This window comes from Paenibacillus sp. F024, assembly GCF_057814255.1.
Genome location: NZ_JBVASZ010000003.1, coordinates 50,431 through 67,108, shown reverse-complemented (window position 1 = coordinate 67,108; position 16,678 = coordinate 50,431). Strand labels below are relative to the sequence as shown.

Sequence of the window (16,678 nt, the reverse complement as noted above, 5' to 3'; positions counted from 1 at the left end):
TCTCCTTCACCTATGGCTGCCGGCCGCAGGCCGCAGCGCCGTCACTTGGCCTCCCGCTTGCGCCCCTTCAGCTCCCGCAGCACCGATAATTCCTCCGCGCTTGGAGGATCGACCATCCGAATTTCCTCAGCGACCTTGAGCTGCCATCCGGTTTGGTTTTGTACCTGCTCCACCGTCACGCCGGGATAAATTTCGGTCAGCGTCAATTCTTTGGTCATGGAATCCGGCCGAAGCAAGCACAAGTCGGTGATGACCACGGTAGGACCCTTGCCCGAAAAGCCGAGCGCCTCCCTGGGGGTACGTCCATCCAAATAACCGGCCGATGTAATGAATTCGATGTTTTCCACAAAGGCGCGCTTTTTGTGCGGCATCACGATGTATACTTCCTTGGCCATCGATGCGATTTCGGGAGCCCCGCCCGCACCCGGCAGACGAACTTGAGGCTCACCGTAGGGTCCGATGACGGTTGAATTCAAGTTGGCGTACCTATCAATTTGCGCTCCGCCCAAAAATCCGACATCGACCCGTCCTCCCTGCAGCCAATATTGAAAAATTTCCGGCAAAGGGACTACCGTATCGGCCGTTTCAGCCAGCTCGTCGTCGCCGATGGAGAGCGGAAGCACTCGGGGCTTGGCGCCAATCGTACCGGATTCATAGATCAGCATACATTGCGGGGCGTGCATATGACGGGCCAGATTCGCCGCCGCGCTGGGCAGCCCGATGCCGACAAAACAAGCAATCCCATTGCGAAGCTGGCGGGCGGCCGCGATGGTCATCATTTCGTCGGGCGTATAATTTTCCATCAGGCTTCCTCCCCCTTCATGCTTATCAGAAATTCCTCAAAATCGTTCGTGCCGAGAATATGCCTGTTCACCCAATGCAAAAACCGCCCGCGGTCCTTGCTGATGTCATCCCACATTTTATAAAAGTCATTGTCCCGGTTCGTATAGCCCAAGGCATAGGAGGGGTAAGAGCCGCCCGGCACCTCGCATACCGCATCAATGGCGGATGCAGGAATGAACGCAGAGTTCGGCCTCGGTTCAATCTTGTCCACGATCTCCTCAACAGTCACGATCACCTTCTTCGCCGCGAACATGGCTTCTTTCTGGATCCCGACAATTCCCCATATCTGCACATTCCCGCTGCGGTCGGCCTGCTGCGCATGGACGATGGTCGTATCCGGCCGGATCGCAGCAACCGCCGCCACCTTTTGTCCTGTGAACGGGCAGGAAATAAGAGAAACATTCCTGGTATAAGGCAGAAGGTCCGTGCCTTGATAGCCCTTCAATATCCCAAACGGCAGCCCTGAGGCTCCGGCCGTATAACGGGCGGCCATGCCGGCGTGGGTATGCTCCTCGACGTCCAAGGGGCGCGGCCATTGGTTCTCGACCGCATCCCGGAACCGGTGAAGAGAGCCTACGCCCGGATTGCCGCCCCATGAAAACACCAGCCTTTGGGCCAGCCCCATGCCGATGAGCTGGTCATAGACGATATCGGGAGTCAGGCGAATTAATGTCAGATCCGTCTTCCCCTGCCGAATCAGCTCGTGCCCTGCCGCATGCGGGATTAAATGAGTAAAGCCTTCGAGCGCAACGGCTTCTCCGTCCTGCACCAAATTCTGTACCGCTTCCCGTAACGTCGTGATTTGTGCCATATTGTTTTACCACCTATCATCTATAGGATTAATGGCCTGAGTAGGATCGGTAAAACCGGGGGATGAAGCCTGCTCAGGCTTGTTGACTTCACGACAGAACAAGCCTCATCCCTCTTTGCCCTCTACACCGGTCTCAGTTCAAAATCGAGCGATCCCCTCAAATAAGGCTGGGTCAGCCCTTTTTGCTGCAGATCGGCCGAATCGTCATGCTGGGTCAGCTTGGTCACCAGCGAGGAACGGACTCCGTCCGCCACATCGGTTTCGATCCAGGGATCTCCTTCGAAAAACACCTGCGTGATCAGCTTGTCGTACCCTTCAGGCGCAATTTTGAAGTGAAGGTGCGCCGGCCGGTACGGATGGGAATCGATCATCCCCAAGAACTCGCCCGTCGGTCCTCCCGTAGGGATTTGATAGGGAGCGGGAAGCACCGTTTGGATTTCAAAGCGGCCCTGCTCATCCGTATAAAACTGGCCGCGCAGGTTGTACTCCGGTATGCCTTCGGCAAAGTGAGAGTAGTCTCCATTCGCATCCGCCTGCCACAAATCGACAAGGGTATTGGGAATCGGATTGCCGTCAGTCGACTTCACGGTGCCGGAGAAATACAGCACCTCTCCCTTCTCGTCCTCCCGTTGTGTTAACACATAAGGCTTTTGCAGCATCGGCGGATTATCGATATAGTACGGTCCCAGCAAGGAAGGCTCGGTTCCCGGGAGGTCCCCGTACATTCCTCTTAGCACGTGGGTTTCAAAAAACACGTCCAAGAAGAGCGGAATTTCACCCGAACGCCCCAAACGGTCAAACCATCCTGCAAACTCACGGTACTCATCGTGCGTAATTTGCTGCTCTGCGATCAGCTCTTTGGTTTTCTCCAACAACGCTTCGAAGATTTGAACCACGCGCTCGTTTTTGGCCATGACACATTCCTCCTAAGATTAACGATTTTAGTTTTTGAAATAGCTGACATCGTCCGGATTAACCCAAGTCGGATTCGTCCAGCCGTTCAAATCGTAGTCGTCCATACACTGCTGTACGAAGCTTTCGAATTGCTGCGCTTGTCCCGACATTCCCGCCACAATGTAATTTTCAAGACGAATGTTCTCATGGTTGCCGGAGTAGTTGCGTTCGTACAGCTCGTGCCTGCCCCCGTACTCCGTTCCGATGGCGTCCCACAGCAGCTTAATCACCTTCATTTTCTCTACAGCGTCTATATCATTGGAGCCGCGATAAAACTGATCGATATATTTTCTGACTTCCGGATTATTAAAATCCCGAACACTGGATGGCTGCACAATCAGGCTGCCGGCCACAACGTTCTCAATAATCCCCTTCACTTTCGGCCAGCCTTCGGCCATAAACACCCGATAAGCCAAACCATAGTTCAAATTCGGCAGCACCGTACCATTGGGACCCGGATTAGGATTCAGCGCCATCGCATCGCTCAACGACCAGAACATGCTGCGCCATGCGAGCACTTCCCCTACATTCGCCTGGACGCCACGGAATGTATCGCTTCCGTTGACCTTGACCGCCTTCAGCAGCAGACCGGAAATAAAGTCAAGCTTGACCGCCAAACGGGTCACCCCATGGAACGTAAAACGGTGCAGGAAGCCGCTTTCGGGGAAGAAGCTGTTGGCCTTCTCGATGTCTTTGTAGATGAGCACGTTCTCCCATGGAATCAAGGCATTATCGAATACAAGGACGGAATCATTTTCGTCAAAACGGCTGCTTAACGGATAATCGAATGGGCTGCCCATCACCGCCGCATTCATTTCGTAGGAAGAACGGCTGATCAGCTTAACCCCCGGCGTATCCATGGGAGCGACGAACACGAGCGCGAATTCTTCTTTCTGAATCGGAACCGGGCCATAATGGGCTACGAAGTTATAATGCGTCAGAGCAGAGCCGGTAGCGACCATCTTGGCACCGCTTACAATAATGCCCTTATCCGTTTCCCCTACCGCGTGAACAAATACGTCTCCAACCTGATCAATCGGCTTGTTCCGGTCTACCGGAGGATTGATAATCGCATGGTTAAAGAACCAGTTTCTTTCTTGGGCTTCCTTATACCACCGTCTTGCATTATCCGCATAAGGCGCATAATAATCCGGATTGGCGCCGAGCGTCGCGAGAAATGCAGCTTTGTAGTCCGGGGAGCGTCCCATTTGTCCGTAAGTCAGCTTTGCCCATTGCGCAATGGCGTTTCGGGTAGCCAACAGTTCTTCGGGGGTGCTGTCATTACGGAAAAAGCGCTGAGTAAATCCGCCGTTGCCCGTATCGGTTGCCGTAGTTAATACAGGCGCAAGCTTCGGGTCATGCAACGCGTCATACAATCGCGCAATAGAGCGGGCGGAGTTGCGGAATGCCGGATGCGTAGTTACATCTTTCACACGCTCGCCATGAAGCCAAATTTCACGTCCATCCCTTAAGCTATCCAGGTATTCTTTGCCGGTAAACGGTCTCTTCGTAAGCTGCTGCTGATTGATTGCCATGACCAAACCCTCCTCTAAATTGGCTTGCTGCGATTATTTGAATGGCCATCAAATAACTTCAAACTCAGTGTAGATGATTTCCCGAATTTTCGTAACTGCACAAAAATAGAGAGAATTCCGTTCGAACCAGCACAAAACAGAAGTTGGCTTAACAGCGGAATTACACGCCAAAAAGCCCTTTACCATACTCGTAAAAGGCTTTAACGGAGTAAAGATATTACACGGTAAGATGAGCGTAGTAACGCTTATTAATCATTTGCAGCGAAAAATAGATTCGAATGGACAGCTGGCACCGGAACCGTCCCGAGCCGGTTTTCAAATCGATATCGCATAACGATTCGATCCGCTCAAGCCGGTATCGCAGACCGGCAATCGACAAATGAAGGTCGCTGGCCGTCTGCTGCAGGTTTCCGTTATTATCGAGGTAAGATTGCAGGGTCATGACGAGGTTACCCTGATTTTCCTCATCGTACTTCACCAGCTTGCCGATCGTTTGCTGGCAAAAAAGCAGCAGCTCCTCCTGATCGGCTCCTTTGAGGAACAAAATGATCGGCTCCAGCTCTTCAAAGGTAGCGGACCGGCTGTCCATGGGATAGGAGAGCTGGACAAAATCGCAAATACGGCATGCGTCATGGAAGCTTTTGCCCAGCTTGCTCAGCGACTCGGCTGCACGTCCCGAACCGATATAGGTCTTGACATCCGGAAATTTGCTATGAATGATTCTTAAGAGGCGATTTAAAAAGGGTTCAACCGATTTGGCACCCTGTTCGGGCATGATGATAATGATATAGCCCTTTTTTATAAACATATCCAGCTTCGGAAACTTCGAGGAAATAAAGTTTAAAATATCTGCGGTTTGTTCCTTGGAGGTGAGCTTTATGGTAATGATCCGGTTGGACTCGTTCGGATTGAAATCAAAAATGTGGGCTCGCCGTTTTAGCGTTTCCTCATCGTACGTGTTATTGATGATTTCCTCAAAAAAGTCTTCCTTGCGCTTCCAAAGGGACTGCGTCAGCTTTCGCTGGTGGAACATCAGAATAGCGCATATCATCAACGAGCGTTTAATGATCATCTGCTCTTTGTTATCCAGCTTGCGGTCGCCGATCACCGCCATACGGCCCAGAACAAGGCTGTTGGCCTGAATCGGAAACGCGTGAAGATACGTTTCGCGTATCTTTTCACCGACAGAGCCGTGCTTAACCCATAAATGATATGCCTCCTTATGTGCTGGAATCAGAAAAGTCGAGTCCACCGGCTCGTCGTGGCGGTCGATGACAATGCTGCGGCCCAGATGATGAGCGAGAAGCTCGATCGCATCGGTCAGTTCCTTATCTTCAAGCAGCAGATCGGTCAGCTGGTTTTGGACCTGTTCCGATTGGATAATGTTTTCGTTTAATTGTTTAACCTCCTGATGGACCTTATCCAGCTCCGATAAGAGCGATTCGGCATGATAATAACGAAGGTCCTCCTTCTGCTTGGCATCGCAATGCTCCACGGTTTGCGCTACAAAATAGCAATGGGGATCCTTTTTTCCGCGGCAATGCTTTTCATGCACTACCACTTCTTTACCAAACGTTTTGGTCAAGAAACCGCTTGCATAACCGACCAGCATCCAGCATACCGTTTCATCGCTGTGTCCATAATGACTGATATGTTCGTCCGCTTCAAAGGAGTTTTTCCAATACCCCGTAAAATAAAGCCTGTCATCATCCAGCTCAATCGTATCGGGCTCCACCGTAACGATGCCTTCCAGGGTATGAAGGGCAGGACCCGAAAGCATCAGTTCTTTTTTCGACTCCCATTCGTACATTTGCTCCATGGACGCTCCGTCCCTGTAGCCGCAGGCCCAGCCATACCGCATCAGGAACCCTTTCGCCCGCTCCATGCTTAATGTGTTGATCAAGTCCCGGCGTAAAATCCCTAAGGCTTCAACGGAAACCAGCGCCATTCTTTTGTCATTCAGTTTGATCGTTCCGGTTCTCGGATTAATATCAATGAGATTCTCGAAAAGCAAACGATGGGCTTTCATGGACAAGCTTCTCACCCCATTTGCATAATTTCGTTCGGGAGGGACTTGCGAGGTAATATGGATACAAAATTAAAGCGCATTCATAATGTAATCATACAAGCATTCTAGCATGAATAGTACCGCAAATATATATAGTATTCCCGGCGGTTTCTATCGCTATCATATACTGACAAATAAACGCTGCCGTCCGGCGGCGTCCGTCATTTGTTCTGCCCGCTGCTTGATGTATTTATTTCTTTTCGTCAGGAAGCTTGTCATATACCTTTCCAAAAACAGCCGGTCGGCTAATTTCCCCAATACGCCTAATGGAGAAGTATAGTCAAAAATATCGATCATTCTTGTTTTATCATCCGTTGGAATAAATTCATGGACATGTCTAAACCGCTTAAAAGCACCGCTCACCATTTCATCGACGAAATAGCGAGGCTTCTGCATTTCCGTAATTTTTGCGGTAAGCCTCTGTTTAATCCCGAAATGGACGGCTTCCCATGTAACGGATTGTCCAAGCTCAATCAAGCCGCCGGTCACACCGCCCACAGCTCTCTCCTTCGTTTGTGCCGTCGATTGGGCATGGATGTCAATGCTCCTGGCCAGATCAAAGCAAACCTCGACCGGGGCGTTAATAAGAAGTTCCGTTCTTATAATTGGCATGCGGTAATCACCTTCGATAAGGACTTTCAACCATTTTATCATAAAACGGGCCTCCCTGTTCCGTTGAATAGCTTACATCGTTCCAAGGACTGGCTGTTACCGCCTCCATCATAGCGGGTGAAAAAACTTCGGCGTAGTGAAGATTAAATTGCACACCGCAAGGTTAATGTTCCTCAGAGGTGATAATGGATGCAGCCCCATAAAAAACAAGAAATGCTTCTCATGATCCTGATGCTGGCTGTTGGCGCAATGATGCTTGCGGCATTGCTCAGAAAAGCATGGTCTTAAATCATAAATGCCGTTATTCCTGCATGTCTTAATAAATAGTGCAGGTTAATATTAAAGGAGATGACCTTCATGAATTATGATCCGGTCTTTTACAGCCGCGTGCTGACGGAGCTGACGCTGGCGTTCCATATTATTTTCGCGACCATCGGCGTCGGCGTGCCGGTCATGATTGCGCTGGCGGAATGGCGCGGCATCCGGCTTAACGATCCGCATTATACTCTGCTCGCCCGGCGCTGGACGCGCGGGTTCGTCATTACCGTGGCCGTCGGGGTCGTCACCGGAACGGCCATTGGTATGCAGCTTAGCCTGCTGTGGCCGAGCTTCATGAAAATCGCCGGGCAGGCCATCGCGCTGCCTCTGTTTCTGGAGACGTTCGCTTTCTTCGTCGAGGCGATTTTTCTTGGAATTTACTTGTACACCTGGGACCGGTTCAAAAAGCAAACGACGCATCTGCTGCTCATGATCCCGATTATTATCGGCTCGTCCGGCTCCGCCTTTTTCATCACTACATTAAATGCCTTTATGAACACGCCGCGGGGCTTCACGCTGGAGGACGGCGTCATCAAAAACCTGCAGCCGCTCGCAGCGATGTTCAACCCGGCTACCCCCACGAAGGTTTCTCATGTGCTGGCATCCTCCTATACGGCCAGCGCATTGATTCTGGCGGCCATCGCCGCTTACAAGCTGCTGAAGGGGCAGGATCATGTCTACTATAAAAAAGCGCTGAAGCTGACCATGGTGTCCGCCTTCGTCTTCGCGCTCAGCACCGCCGCTATCGGCGACTTGTCCGGTAAGTTTCTCGCCAAGTACCAGCCCGAGAAGCTGGCCGCGGCCGAATGGCACTTCGAGACCGAAACGCACGCGCCGCTCATTTTGGGAGGAATACTGGATGAGAACAATGAAGTGAAATACGGCCTTTCCATTCCGTATGGGCTGAGCATTCTGGCGCACAGCCATCCAGGCGGCGAGGTGACCGGCTTGAATGAGTTCCCTGAGGACGAAAGACCTCCGCTGCTTATTCATTACTTGTTTAATATCAAGATTCTTATCGGCATGTTTCTTGCACTGGTCGGGTTTCTCTATATATTCCGCAAATGGCGTACCCGAAGACTTGATATGCCCCGATGGCTTCTGCTCCTGATAGTGATTGCCGGTCCGCTGGCCATGATCGGCATCGAGGTGGGTTGGTTTTTCGCCGAGCTCGGCAGACAGCCCTGGATTTTACGGGGATATATGAAAGTGTCCGAAGCGGCTACCACCGCGGCGAATGTAGATATCATGCTGATCTTATTTTGTTTACTTTACGTTGTTCTCGGATTCACGATTGTCCGGGTACTGGGCAAGCTGTTCCGCAACTATGACGTCATCGAGGAAATGGTCAGCCTCGGCATTGAGAAAGGAGGCCGCCGTCCATGAGCTATGAGCTGCTGGGCATTACCGTCCTGTGGACGTTCCTGTACGGCTACCTGATTGTAGCCTCTGTCGATTTCGGCGCCGGTTTCTTCAGCTATTACAGCATGCTGAGCGGCCAGCAAAACAAAATTCATAAAATCATCCAGCGCTACTTGTCCCCCGTGTGGGAAGTGACCAATGTGTTCCTCATCTTTTTTGTCGTCGGCATCGTGGGCTTTTTTCCGGAAACGGCCTATTATTACGGAACCGCTCTACTGATTCCGGGCAGCATAGCCGTCATTTTGCTCTGTATCCGCGGTTCCTATTATGCTTTCAGCACATACGGCAGTAAGGAAAACAACGGCTATATGCTGCTGTACGGAGCCACAGGCCTGCTCATTCCGGCTTCACTATCCACCGTGCTTACCATATCCGAGGGAGGATATATTGCGGAGCAAAACGGGGAGGTCATTTTTTTGTGGAACAAGCTGCTCTCCAGCCCCTACTCATGGAGCGTCGTGCTGCTGGCCATTGTCAGCGTCCTTTATATTTCAGCGATGTTCTTGACTTATTACGCAGCCAAAGCCAAAGACCATACCGCGCTTGAGGTCGTCCGCGGCTACGCCCTGCTCTGGAGCGGACCTACTATTCTTTCGAGCGTCCTCGTCTTTCTTGGCATCAGCAGACAGAATCCGGAGCATTATCAAGGCATGCTGAATCTGTACTGGATGTTTATCCTTTCTTTCCTGTGCTTCTTGACTGCAGTGTACTTTATTTGGAAACGACGGTATTTCGGATGGGCTTTCATGCTGGTGATGCTGCAGTATGCGTTCGCCTTCTATGGTTACGGCGCTGCTCATTTACCGTATGTTCTCTATCCATACATTAACATTTACGAAGGCTTCACTAATGAAGCCATGGCGCTGGCGCTCGTGGCGGCCTTCATTGCAGGTTTATTCGTCCTCATACCGTCCCTTGTGCTGTTGATGCGGTTGTTCTTGTTTGATGCCGGGTATGTGCAAGGCAAGCCTATGAAGAAAGGTTGAACCCTTATGGACTTCTTTTTGATCATGATCGCTCCGCCGGTCATTGTTTTCACCGCATTCATCTTTTTGTTCATGTGGAGCGGCCTGTCCCGGGACAATGAAATGAAATGATCCGAGGAACGAATAAAAACCCGCGTTCTGCGGGAGAATCGCAAAACGCGGGTTCTTTTAACTTCCATCTTACCAGAAGAAGCCGCCGCCGTACGGATAGCCGAAGCCGCCATAACCGCCATAACCGCCGTAGCCGTATCCTCCGTAAGCGAAAGGGGCTGTGCCAATCGCGAGCAGATCGAAGAGCACGAGAGGGATAATAGCCGATGTACGGACCTGTTTGCCTTTTTGCTGAGCGACAAACAGCTGGCCGCCGCTGATGCGGACCAGCTGGCCTTGAACAACGGTGCCATCTTTTTTCAACGCATAAATCTGCTTACCGATCAGCTTGGTCGTATCCTGCTTGCGGACTGCCTTTTGCATAGTCATGCACCTCCATAATATTAGCGTCGGGCTTAGAAGCCCCCAGCATTGATGTGAATGCTATATATTGTACGAGGTGCGATCTTCTACTGCTTGTATCTCTGTCCTTAGTTCAGGCAAGATGTGCTTTGTCCCAGGCCTCCGGAGACATTTAAGGCTTGCGCAATCGACCGAGCTCCATCGTGATCGCTTCAATCTCGCTGATGCTAAACTGGTTTTTTCCGGCCACCATTTCATAAATATCGCGCAGATCATCGTACTGATCATCGTTCAGCTTGGACGCTTTAAGCGCGGCGCCGCTGGCCATGCGCAGTTTTTTCTTGATTTCTTCTATCATAAACTCGGTATTTTCCATTGTATTGGCCGTCAAGTTCACCGGGATCATCCTTTCGATTTGGAGGTGGTCAGGATATGCATTATTGTAACATGTTTTGTGAACGGGTGCGTCGTGTAATATAATGATGACGAAATCAAAGCAATCATCCCCGCATCGAAGGAGGGCTTCCATGATCCATACGCTGCATTTGCAAACGAAAGAACGGGACGAAATGATTGAAATCACCCGCTTGGTGCACGATCTCTTAAAGCAGGAAGGGCTTGAGGACGGCACCGCTATCATTTATTGCCCGCATACCACAGCAGGCATCACCATTCAGGAGAACGCCGACCCAGATGTAAAGCACGATGTTCTGATGAGACTATCCGAGGTCTATCCATGGGAGCATCCGAAATACAAGCATGCCGAAGGAAATACGGCTTCCCATTTGAAGGCTATGACCGTCGGTTCGTCGCAAACCGTACTCATTGCGGGCTCTCGTCTGTTATTGGGACGTTGGCAGGGCATTTACTTTTGCGAATTCGACGGCCCCCGCCAACGGAGCTGTATGGTAAAGTTTATGCGCGGATAGCTTTGGAGCTTCAACGAAATGAAGCAAGGGGCTGCAAAGAATCTCCGGATGCCGAGATTACGCTATCCTTGCAGCCCCTCGCACAAATATTTGACATGTTGTTCCGCCAGCTTTTTGACATCTTCGAACGATTGATTATAACGAATGTTATAAGAAATAAATCCGTGCAGTGACATGAATAAGCTCCATGGCAGGCTGTACATCTTCTTATCGCTGTCCGGCAGCTTCGAGACGACCGACCGCACAACGGTTGCAAACAGATCCAGGCACTCCGCCTGCTCCGTCCGGGAATAACGCTGCAGCTCGGGATCTTTGATCATAAACATAATTTCGTAATGGTTCGGATTCTCCAGCCCGAAGCGGATAAATTCGAACATCAGCTTCTCCAGCTGCCCCAGATCCCCTAAGCGGGTGCGTCTCAGCATATCCTTCAGGCGCTCTAACAGCATCTGGAAATCTTCGGTAACCAATGCGTAGAACAGTTCTGCTTTCTCGCTAAAATGATAGTATAATGCCCCATGACTGTAACCCATTGATTTTGCGATGCTTCGCATCGTTAAAGCATGATATCCGTGCTCGATAAAAAGCTGTCTCGCCTCCTCCAAGATTCGTTCGCGACTCAGCTCCTGTGCAACCGCCTTCCTGGCCAAATTCCCCCAACTCCCCTGTTTCATTATTATAACGGACGAATTTATATCAGCCGATCCCCGCTTTACGGCAGTTCGGCATGATCTACATAACGCGATTCCCCTTCCATGATCACGGCTTGTCCTTGCGTGATATCCGTCATCCAAAGAATGAAGCGCTCCGCCTCCTCGGCCAGAGGCAAGCAGGTCAGCGTCACCTTGTCGGTGAAAGAGGTTTCGCCCATCAGCGTCCCCCGGTTCCTCAGCTCGTTCTCCACTTTGCCGTGCCAGGTGTAGTCAACCTCCACCAATACCTCGGTGTGCAGCACCTTGTATACGGGCTCCGCTGCCGCGAGTCCAATGACCGCTCCGTCCGTGTAAGCGCGAACCAAGCCTCCCGCACCAAGCAGGATACCGCCAAAATATCGGGTGACGACGACAGCGACATTTTTCATCCCCTGATTTTTGATGACCTCGAGAATCGGCTTTCCGGCCGTACCGCTCGGTTCCCCGTCATCCGACGCTCTCTGAATTTCATCCCGCTCCCCGATCATGTAAGCCGAGCAGTTATGCGTAGCGTTCCAATGCTCTTTCTTGATGCTGTCGATAAAAGCGATGGCCTCGTCTTCGGTTTCTACCGGCTTCGCATAGCCGATAAAACGCGATTTTTTGATGACGACCTCCGCCGAACCGAAACGCTTTACCGTTCTGTACTGCGTGAGCATGGTCTTCCCATACCTCCTTTATATCCAACAGCCCTGCCTGTCAGGACATGTGCAGGTCTGAAAAAAGCGGCTCTCCGGAGGGATGAGCCGCTGTTTTGCATGTGTCGTAGTCCGTCCGCCTTACTGTTTCAGTCTGGCTTCGAGCTCAGCTTTTTGTTTCTCGTATCCCGGTTTTCCAAGCAGCGCGAACATGTTTTTCTTATAGGCTTCCACGCCCGGCTGATCGAACGGATTGACGCCAAGCAAATATCCGCTGATTCCGCACGCTTTTTCGAAGAAGTAAACCATGTAGCCAAACGTGTACGGGCTCATATCCGGCAGGGTGACGATCAAATTCGGTACACCGCCGTCCGTATGGGCGAGCATCGTGCCTTCGAACGCCTTCGTGTTGACAAAATCCATTGTTTGGCCGCTTAAGAAGTTGAGTCCGTCCAAATCCTGCGGGTCGGTACCGATCACAATTTTCTCGGCAACCTCTTCGACTTGGATCACGGTCTCGAACAAATTGCGCGAGCCTTCCTGAATGAATTGTCCCATGGAATGAAGATCTGTTGAAAAATCAACCGAGGACGGGTAAATTCCTTTGTTATCCTTACCTTCGCTTTCACCGTACAGCTGCTTCCACCACTCCGACACATAATGAAGCGATGGCTCGTAGTTGACGAGAATTTCGGTGGTTTTGCCTTTGCGATAAAGCGCATTGCGTACTGCCGCATACTGGTAAGCTTCATTTTCCTTCAGGTTAGGATTGGAATAAGCTTCACGCGCATCCGCCGCGCCGCGCATCATCGCTTCAATATCTATGCCGGCCGCTGCAATCGGCAGCAAGCCTACTGCAGTCAGCACCGAATACCGTCCGCCCACGTCATCGGGAATCACGAAGCTTTCGTAGCCTTCTTCCGTGGCCAGCTTCTTCAAAGCTCCTTGGGCCTGGTCGGTTGTCGCATAAATACGCTTGCGTGCCGCTTCCTTGCCGTATTTTTTCTCCAGCAGCTCGCGGAAAATACGGAAGGCGACCGCCGGCTCCGTCGTCGTACCGGATTTGGAGATGACGTTCACCGAGATATCCTTGCCTTCGAGCAGCTGCAGTAAATGAGTAACATAGGTGGAGCTGATGTTTTGCCCTACGAAATAAATTTCAGGCGTCTTGCGCTTATCTTTAGGCAGCAGGTTGTAAAAGCTGTGCGACAGCATCTCGATCGCCGCTCTGGCTCCCAAATAAGAGCCCCCGATACCGATGACCACGAGCGCGTCGGAATCGGACTGAATTTGCCGGGCCGCCTTCTGAATACGGGCAAATTCCTCTTTGTCATAGTTGACAGGAAGATCGATCCAGCCGAGATAATCATTACCCGCACCGGTTTTATTGTGCAGTTGGTCATGCGCCAAGGCTACCGCTCCACCCAAATAATCCACTTCATGCTGTCCAATGAAGCCCAGCGCCTTGCTGTAATCAAAACGAAGTTTTGTACCCATCGTAAACATGTCCTCCTATCCATTCATATGGTTCTCTTTTTATGAAGACTATGTCGTAAATCCCTACCAACTAGAATACTTTACTTTCTGTCCATAACGCAAGAGAACATTCACAGTCTGCCCATGAATTGCTAAAATTCATGCAAAGGGCGATCAAATGAAGACGATCAGCCGTATGTCGTTTGACAGTGTCGGACAACCCGATACTTTGATAGATGAAAACCCCGCGTATCCGCCATGGAATGGAACGGACAAGCGGGGTTTATCGTGCTGCGTTACTCGCTGATGTAGGAGCAGCAGTAATCCGTCGCCGTACGGACTTCAAGCTTGAATTTTTCGCCGGCCGGTACGGTAAATTCACCCGTATCCTTAATTTCAAGCCATTCTGAAGCACCCGGAAGCAGCACCTTTAACTCCCCGCCCAGAATTTCCATGATTTCTTTCACATCCGTACCGAACTCGTACTCGCCCGGCAGCATAATGCCCAGCGTCTTCTTCGTGCCGTCTGCGAACAAAACCGTACGGCTGGTGACCTTTCCGTCGAAATAGACGTTTGCTTTCTTTACAACCGTTACATTCTCAAACTGCGACATCGCTCCAACGTTCCCCTCTATATCGGTTTATTTCAAAAGCTGCTTCACGCGGGCTACCACATTCTCTACCGTAAATCCGTACTCACGGATAACGACCGGACCAGGAGCCGATGCTCCGAACTTGTTGATGCCAAGCACTGCGCCTTGTTCGCCGACATAACGCTCCCAACCGAATTCATGCCCCATCTCCACAGCCAAACGCGCTTTTACTTCCGGCAAAATAACCGAATCCTTGTATTCCTGCGTCTGCTTGTCGAACAGTTCCCAGCTCGGCATGCTGATCACACGGACGGCCACGCCTTCTTCGGCAAGCTGCTTCTGAGCCGCTACAGCCAACTGCACTTCCGTTCCTGTCGCGATAATTTGCGCTTGCGGCTTGCCTCCCGGAGCATCCGAAAGTACGTATGCGCCGCGATCGATCGCGCCTTTCTCCGAGCCTTCCAGCTTCGGAGCCGCTTGGCGGGAGAAGATCAGTGCAACCGGACCGCTCTTATTCTCTACCGCATAACGCCATGCCGCCGCGGTTTCGCTTCCGTCCGCCGGACGAATCACCGTTACGCCCGGAATGACGCGCAGCGCTGCCAGCTGCTCGATCGGCTCATGCGTCGGGCCGTCTTCGCCGACACCGATGCTGTCATGCGTAAACACATAGATAGCCGGTACGTTCATAATGGATGCAAGACGAATCGCCGGACGCAGGTAATCCGAGAAAACAAAGAACGTCCCGCCGAATACCTTCAAGCCGCCGTGCAGCAGCATCCCGTTCACTGCAGCGCCCATTCCGAACTCACGCACGCCGAAGTAAATATTCTGGCCGCTGTAGTCCTTCGCCGTCATCACGCCGAGGTCCTTCATATGCGTCATCGTCGAAGATTCGAGATCCGCAGATCCGCCGACGAGATACGGCACATTCTTGGCAATCTCGTTAAGCACGATGCCCGAAGCTGTCCGCGTACCTTTTTCTGCCGGCGGAGCCGCTGAGATGTCTTTATCCCAACCTTCCGGAAGGTCACCCTTCGCGGCGGTTTCAAACTGCTTTGCCAGCTCCGGATACGCCTTGGCGTATTCGGCAAACATGGCGTTCCATCCTACGTATATATCCTGATTGCGCTTTTTGACGTCTTCAAAATGCTTTCGTACTTCATCCGGCACGTAGAAGTGCTGCTGATCGTCCCAACCGTACGCCTTCTTCGTCAGCGACACTTCGTCCACGCCAAGCGGCGATCCGTGCGGGCCTGCATGTCCGCCTTTGCCTGCCTTGTTCGGGCTGCCGTAGCCGATGACCGTCTTCACCTCGATCAAGGTCGGACGATAATCCGCCTGCGCCTCCAGCACCGCCTTGTGAATCGCCTGAAGATCGTTGCCGTCCTCAACGCGAAGCACCTGCCAGCCGTAGCCCTCAAAGCGTGCGGCCACATTCTCGGAGAAGGACAGATTAAGCTCGCCGTCCAGCGAGATATCGTTTGAATCGTAAAGCACGATCAATTTGCCCAGCTTCAGATGACCGGCAAGCGATGCGGACTCCGAAGAGATCCCTTCCATCAGGTCGCCGTCACCGCAAATCACATAAGTATAATGGTCGATCACACGGAATTGATCACGATTATATGCGGCTGCCAAATGAGCTTCCGCCATAGCCATCCCAACAGCCATACCGAAACCTTGACCAAGCGGGCCTGTCGTCGCATCAACGCCGGCCGTGTGACCTACTTCCGGGTGGCCCGGAGTCTTGCTGCCCCATTGCCGGAAGTTCTTCAGCTCTTCCATCGACAAATCGTATCCGCTAAGATGCAGTAAGCTGTACAGCAGCATGGAGCCGTGTCCGGCCGATAGCACAAAACGGTCACGGTTGATCCAATTCGGCTGCTCCGGATTATGCTTCATCAGCTTGGCAAACAGCTCATACCCCATCGGCGCAGCTCCCATGGGCATGCCGGGATGTCCGGACTTGGCCTTCTCCACCGCATCGATGGAAAGGGTGCGGATCGTATCTACGGAAAGTTGCTCAATCGATTTGTTTGTTACCGTCATTGTTATCCTCCCACTTACATTGTTTTGTCTTGTGTCGCATCAGCGTATCAAAGCCGTGAATCGCCCTCATTACAAACGGCGGCTCCCCCTTATGCAGCGCGAATTGTTCACGTGTGCACATTTCTCCGGCAACTTCAAGTACTTGCCCTATTGTACCACTCTCTGCATCAGTTTTCCATAACCTGAAAACGTCTATCCCGAAATATTCATTTTGCAATATGTTTGTTGATATTAAAGGATTTTCAGATTGGATGGAGAACTAGACGACGTGATGCAAACGATTTTTCGGGCACCGG

At 51.6% G+C, this 16,678-nt stretch carries 17 protein-coding genes; 4 read left to right on the top strand and 13 right to left on the bottom strand.

Annotated elements, in window-relative coordinates; translation table 11 throughout:
• Window positions 1–41: 41 nt before the first annotated feature.
• The 6 genes from ACZYR9_RS05490 to ACZYR9_RS05465 form a co-directional block, all read right to left on the bottom strand.
• Complete coding sequence (locus ACZYR9_RS05490; RefSeq protein ID WP_488977463.1) at window positions 42–803, bottom strand: CoA-transferase subunit beta; 762 nt, start codon at window positions 801–803, stop codon at window positions 42–44.
• Window positions 803–1,654 (bottom strand): CoA transferase subunit A, encoded by an 852-nt coding sequence (locus ACZYR9_RS05485; protein WP_488977462.1) that lies wholly within the window; start codon window positions 1,652–1,654, stop codon window positions 803–805. Before ACZYR9_RS05485 ends, ACZYR9_RS05490 begins: the two co-directional genes overlap by 1 nt.
• 122 nt (window positions 1,655–1,776) lie before the next feature.
• The gene (locus ACZYR9_RS05480; RefSeq protein WP_488977461.1) at window positions 1,777–2,568 is read right to left on the bottom strand and encodes a dioxygenase family protein; all 792 of its coding nucleotides are present in this window, start codon (window positions 2,566–2,568) and stop codon (window positions 1,777–1,779) included.
• A gap of 27 nt (window positions 2,569–2,595) precedes the next feature.
• On the bottom strand, window positions 2,596–4,143 hold the full coding sequence (locus ACZYR9_RS05475) for a 4-hydroxyphenylacetate 3-hydroxylase N-terminal domain-containing protein (protein WP_488977460.1): 1,548 nt from the start codon (window positions 4,141–4,143) through the stop codon (window positions 2,596–2,598).
• A gap of 217 nt (window positions 4,144–4,360) precedes the next feature.
• Window positions 4,361–6,172 carry a XylR N-terminal domain-containing protein gene (locus tag ACZYR9_RS05470; RefSeq protein ID WP_488977459.1) on the bottom strand — a complete coding sequence of 604 codons (1,812 nt, stop codon included), beginning with the start codon at window positions 6,170–6,172 and terminating at the stop codon, window positions 4,361–4,363.
• 159 nt (window positions 6,173–6,331) lie between these two features.
• A complete protein-coding gene (locus ACZYR9_RS05465) occupies window positions 6,332–6,823 on the bottom strand; it encodes an SRPBCC family protein (RefSeq protein WP_488977594.1) in 492 nt (163 codons plus the stop codon).
• 357 nt (window positions 6,824–7,180) lie between these two features.
• Here ACZYR9_RS05465 and ACZYR9_RS05460 point away from each other — a divergent pair, with 357 nt between their 5' ends.
• The 3 genes from ACZYR9_RS05460 to cydS are packed head-to-tail and all read left to right on the top strand — an operon-like array spanning window position 7,181 to window position 9,660.
• Window positions 7,181–8,527, top strand: a complete 1,347-nt coding sequence (locus tag ACZYR9_RS05460; protein WP_488977458.1) for a cytochrome ubiquinol oxidase subunit I — start codon at window positions 7,181–7,183, stop codon at window positions 8,525–8,527.
• On the top strand, window positions 8,524–9,549 hold the full coding sequence (locus ACZYR9_RS05455; protein WP_488977457.1) for a cytochrome d ubiquinol oxidase subunit II: 1,026 nt from the start codon (window positions 8,524–8,526) through the stop codon (window positions 9,547–9,549). The genes ACZYR9_RS05460 and ACZYR9_RS05455 overlap by 4 nt, the downstream gene beginning before the upstream one ends.
• 6 nt (window positions 9,550–9,555) lie before the next feature.
• A complete protein-coding gene (gene cydS / locus ACZYR9_RS05450) occupies window positions 9,556–9,660 on the top strand; it encodes a cytochrome bd oxidase small subunit CydS family protein (protein ID WP_488977456.1) in 105 nt (34 codons plus the stop codon).
• A 69-nt stretch (window positions 9,661–9,729) separates the two neighbouring features.
• Here cydS and ACZYR9_RS05445 read toward each other — a convergent pair whose 3' ends face one another.
• On the bottom strand, window positions 9,730–10,023 hold the full coding sequence (locus tag ACZYR9_RS05445; protein ID WP_488977455.1) for a hypothetical protein: 294 nt from the start codon (window positions 10,021–10,023) through the stop codon (window positions 9,730–9,732).
• 151 nt (window positions 10,024–10,174) lie between these two features.
• Complete coding sequence (locus ACZYR9_RS05440) at window positions 10,175–10,399, bottom strand: DUF1128 domain-containing protein (RefSeq protein WP_488977454.1); 225 nt, start codon at window positions 10,397–10,399, stop codon at window positions 10,175–10,177.
• Window positions 10,400–10,529: 130 nt separating this feature from the next.
• Between ACZYR9_RS05440 and ACZYR9_RS05435 the strand changes: the two genes are divergently transcribed.
• Window positions 10,530–10,931: a secondary thiamine-phosphate synthase enzyme YjbQ gene (locus ACZYR9_RS05435; RefSeq protein ID WP_488977453.1), complete on the top strand. Its 402-nt coding sequence runs from the start codon at window positions 10,530–10,532 to the stop codon at window positions 10,929–10,931.
• A gap of 62 nt (window positions 10,932–10,993) precedes the next feature.
• On the opposite strand, the gene ACZYR9_RS05430 is transcribed toward ACZYR9_RS05435, so the two are convergent.
• The 5 genes from ACZYR9_RS05430 to tkt all read right to left on the bottom strand — a co-directional run bounded on the left by ACZYR9_RS05430 (window position 10,994) and on the right by tkt (window position 16,382).
• On the bottom strand, window positions 10,994–11,581 hold the full coding sequence (locus ACZYR9_RS05430) for a TetR/AcrR family transcriptional regulator (protein ID WP_488977452.1): 588 nt from the start codon (window positions 11,579–11,581) through the stop codon (window positions 10,994–10,996).
• Between the two features lie 62 nt (window positions 11,582–11,643).
• A complete protein-coding gene (locus ACZYR9_RS05425; protein WP_488977451.1) occupies window positions 11,644–12,282 on the bottom strand; it encodes a YigZ family protein in 639 nt (212 codons plus the stop codon).
• A 120-nt stretch (window positions 12,283–12,402) separates the two neighbouring features.
• Complete coding sequence (locus tag ACZYR9_RS05420; protein ID WP_488977450.1) at window positions 12,403–13,758, bottom strand: glucose-6-phosphate isomerase; 1,356 nt, start codon at window positions 13,756–13,758, stop codon at window positions 12,403–12,405.
• Between the two features lie 275 nt (window positions 13,759–14,033).
• A complete protein-coding gene (ppnP, locus tag ACZYR9_RS05415; protein ID WP_488977449.1) occupies window positions 14,034–14,351 on the bottom strand; it encodes a pyrimidine/purine nucleoside phosphorylase in 318 nt (105 codons plus the stop codon).
• Window positions 14,352–14,378: 27 nt separating this feature from the next.
• Window positions 14,379–16,382: a transketolase gene (gene tkt / locus ACZYR9_RS05410; protein ID WP_488977448.1), complete on the bottom strand. Its 2,004-nt coding sequence runs from the start codon at window positions 16,380–16,382 to the stop codon at window positions 14,379–14,381.
• Window positions 16,383–16,678 lie beyond the last annotated feature (296 nt).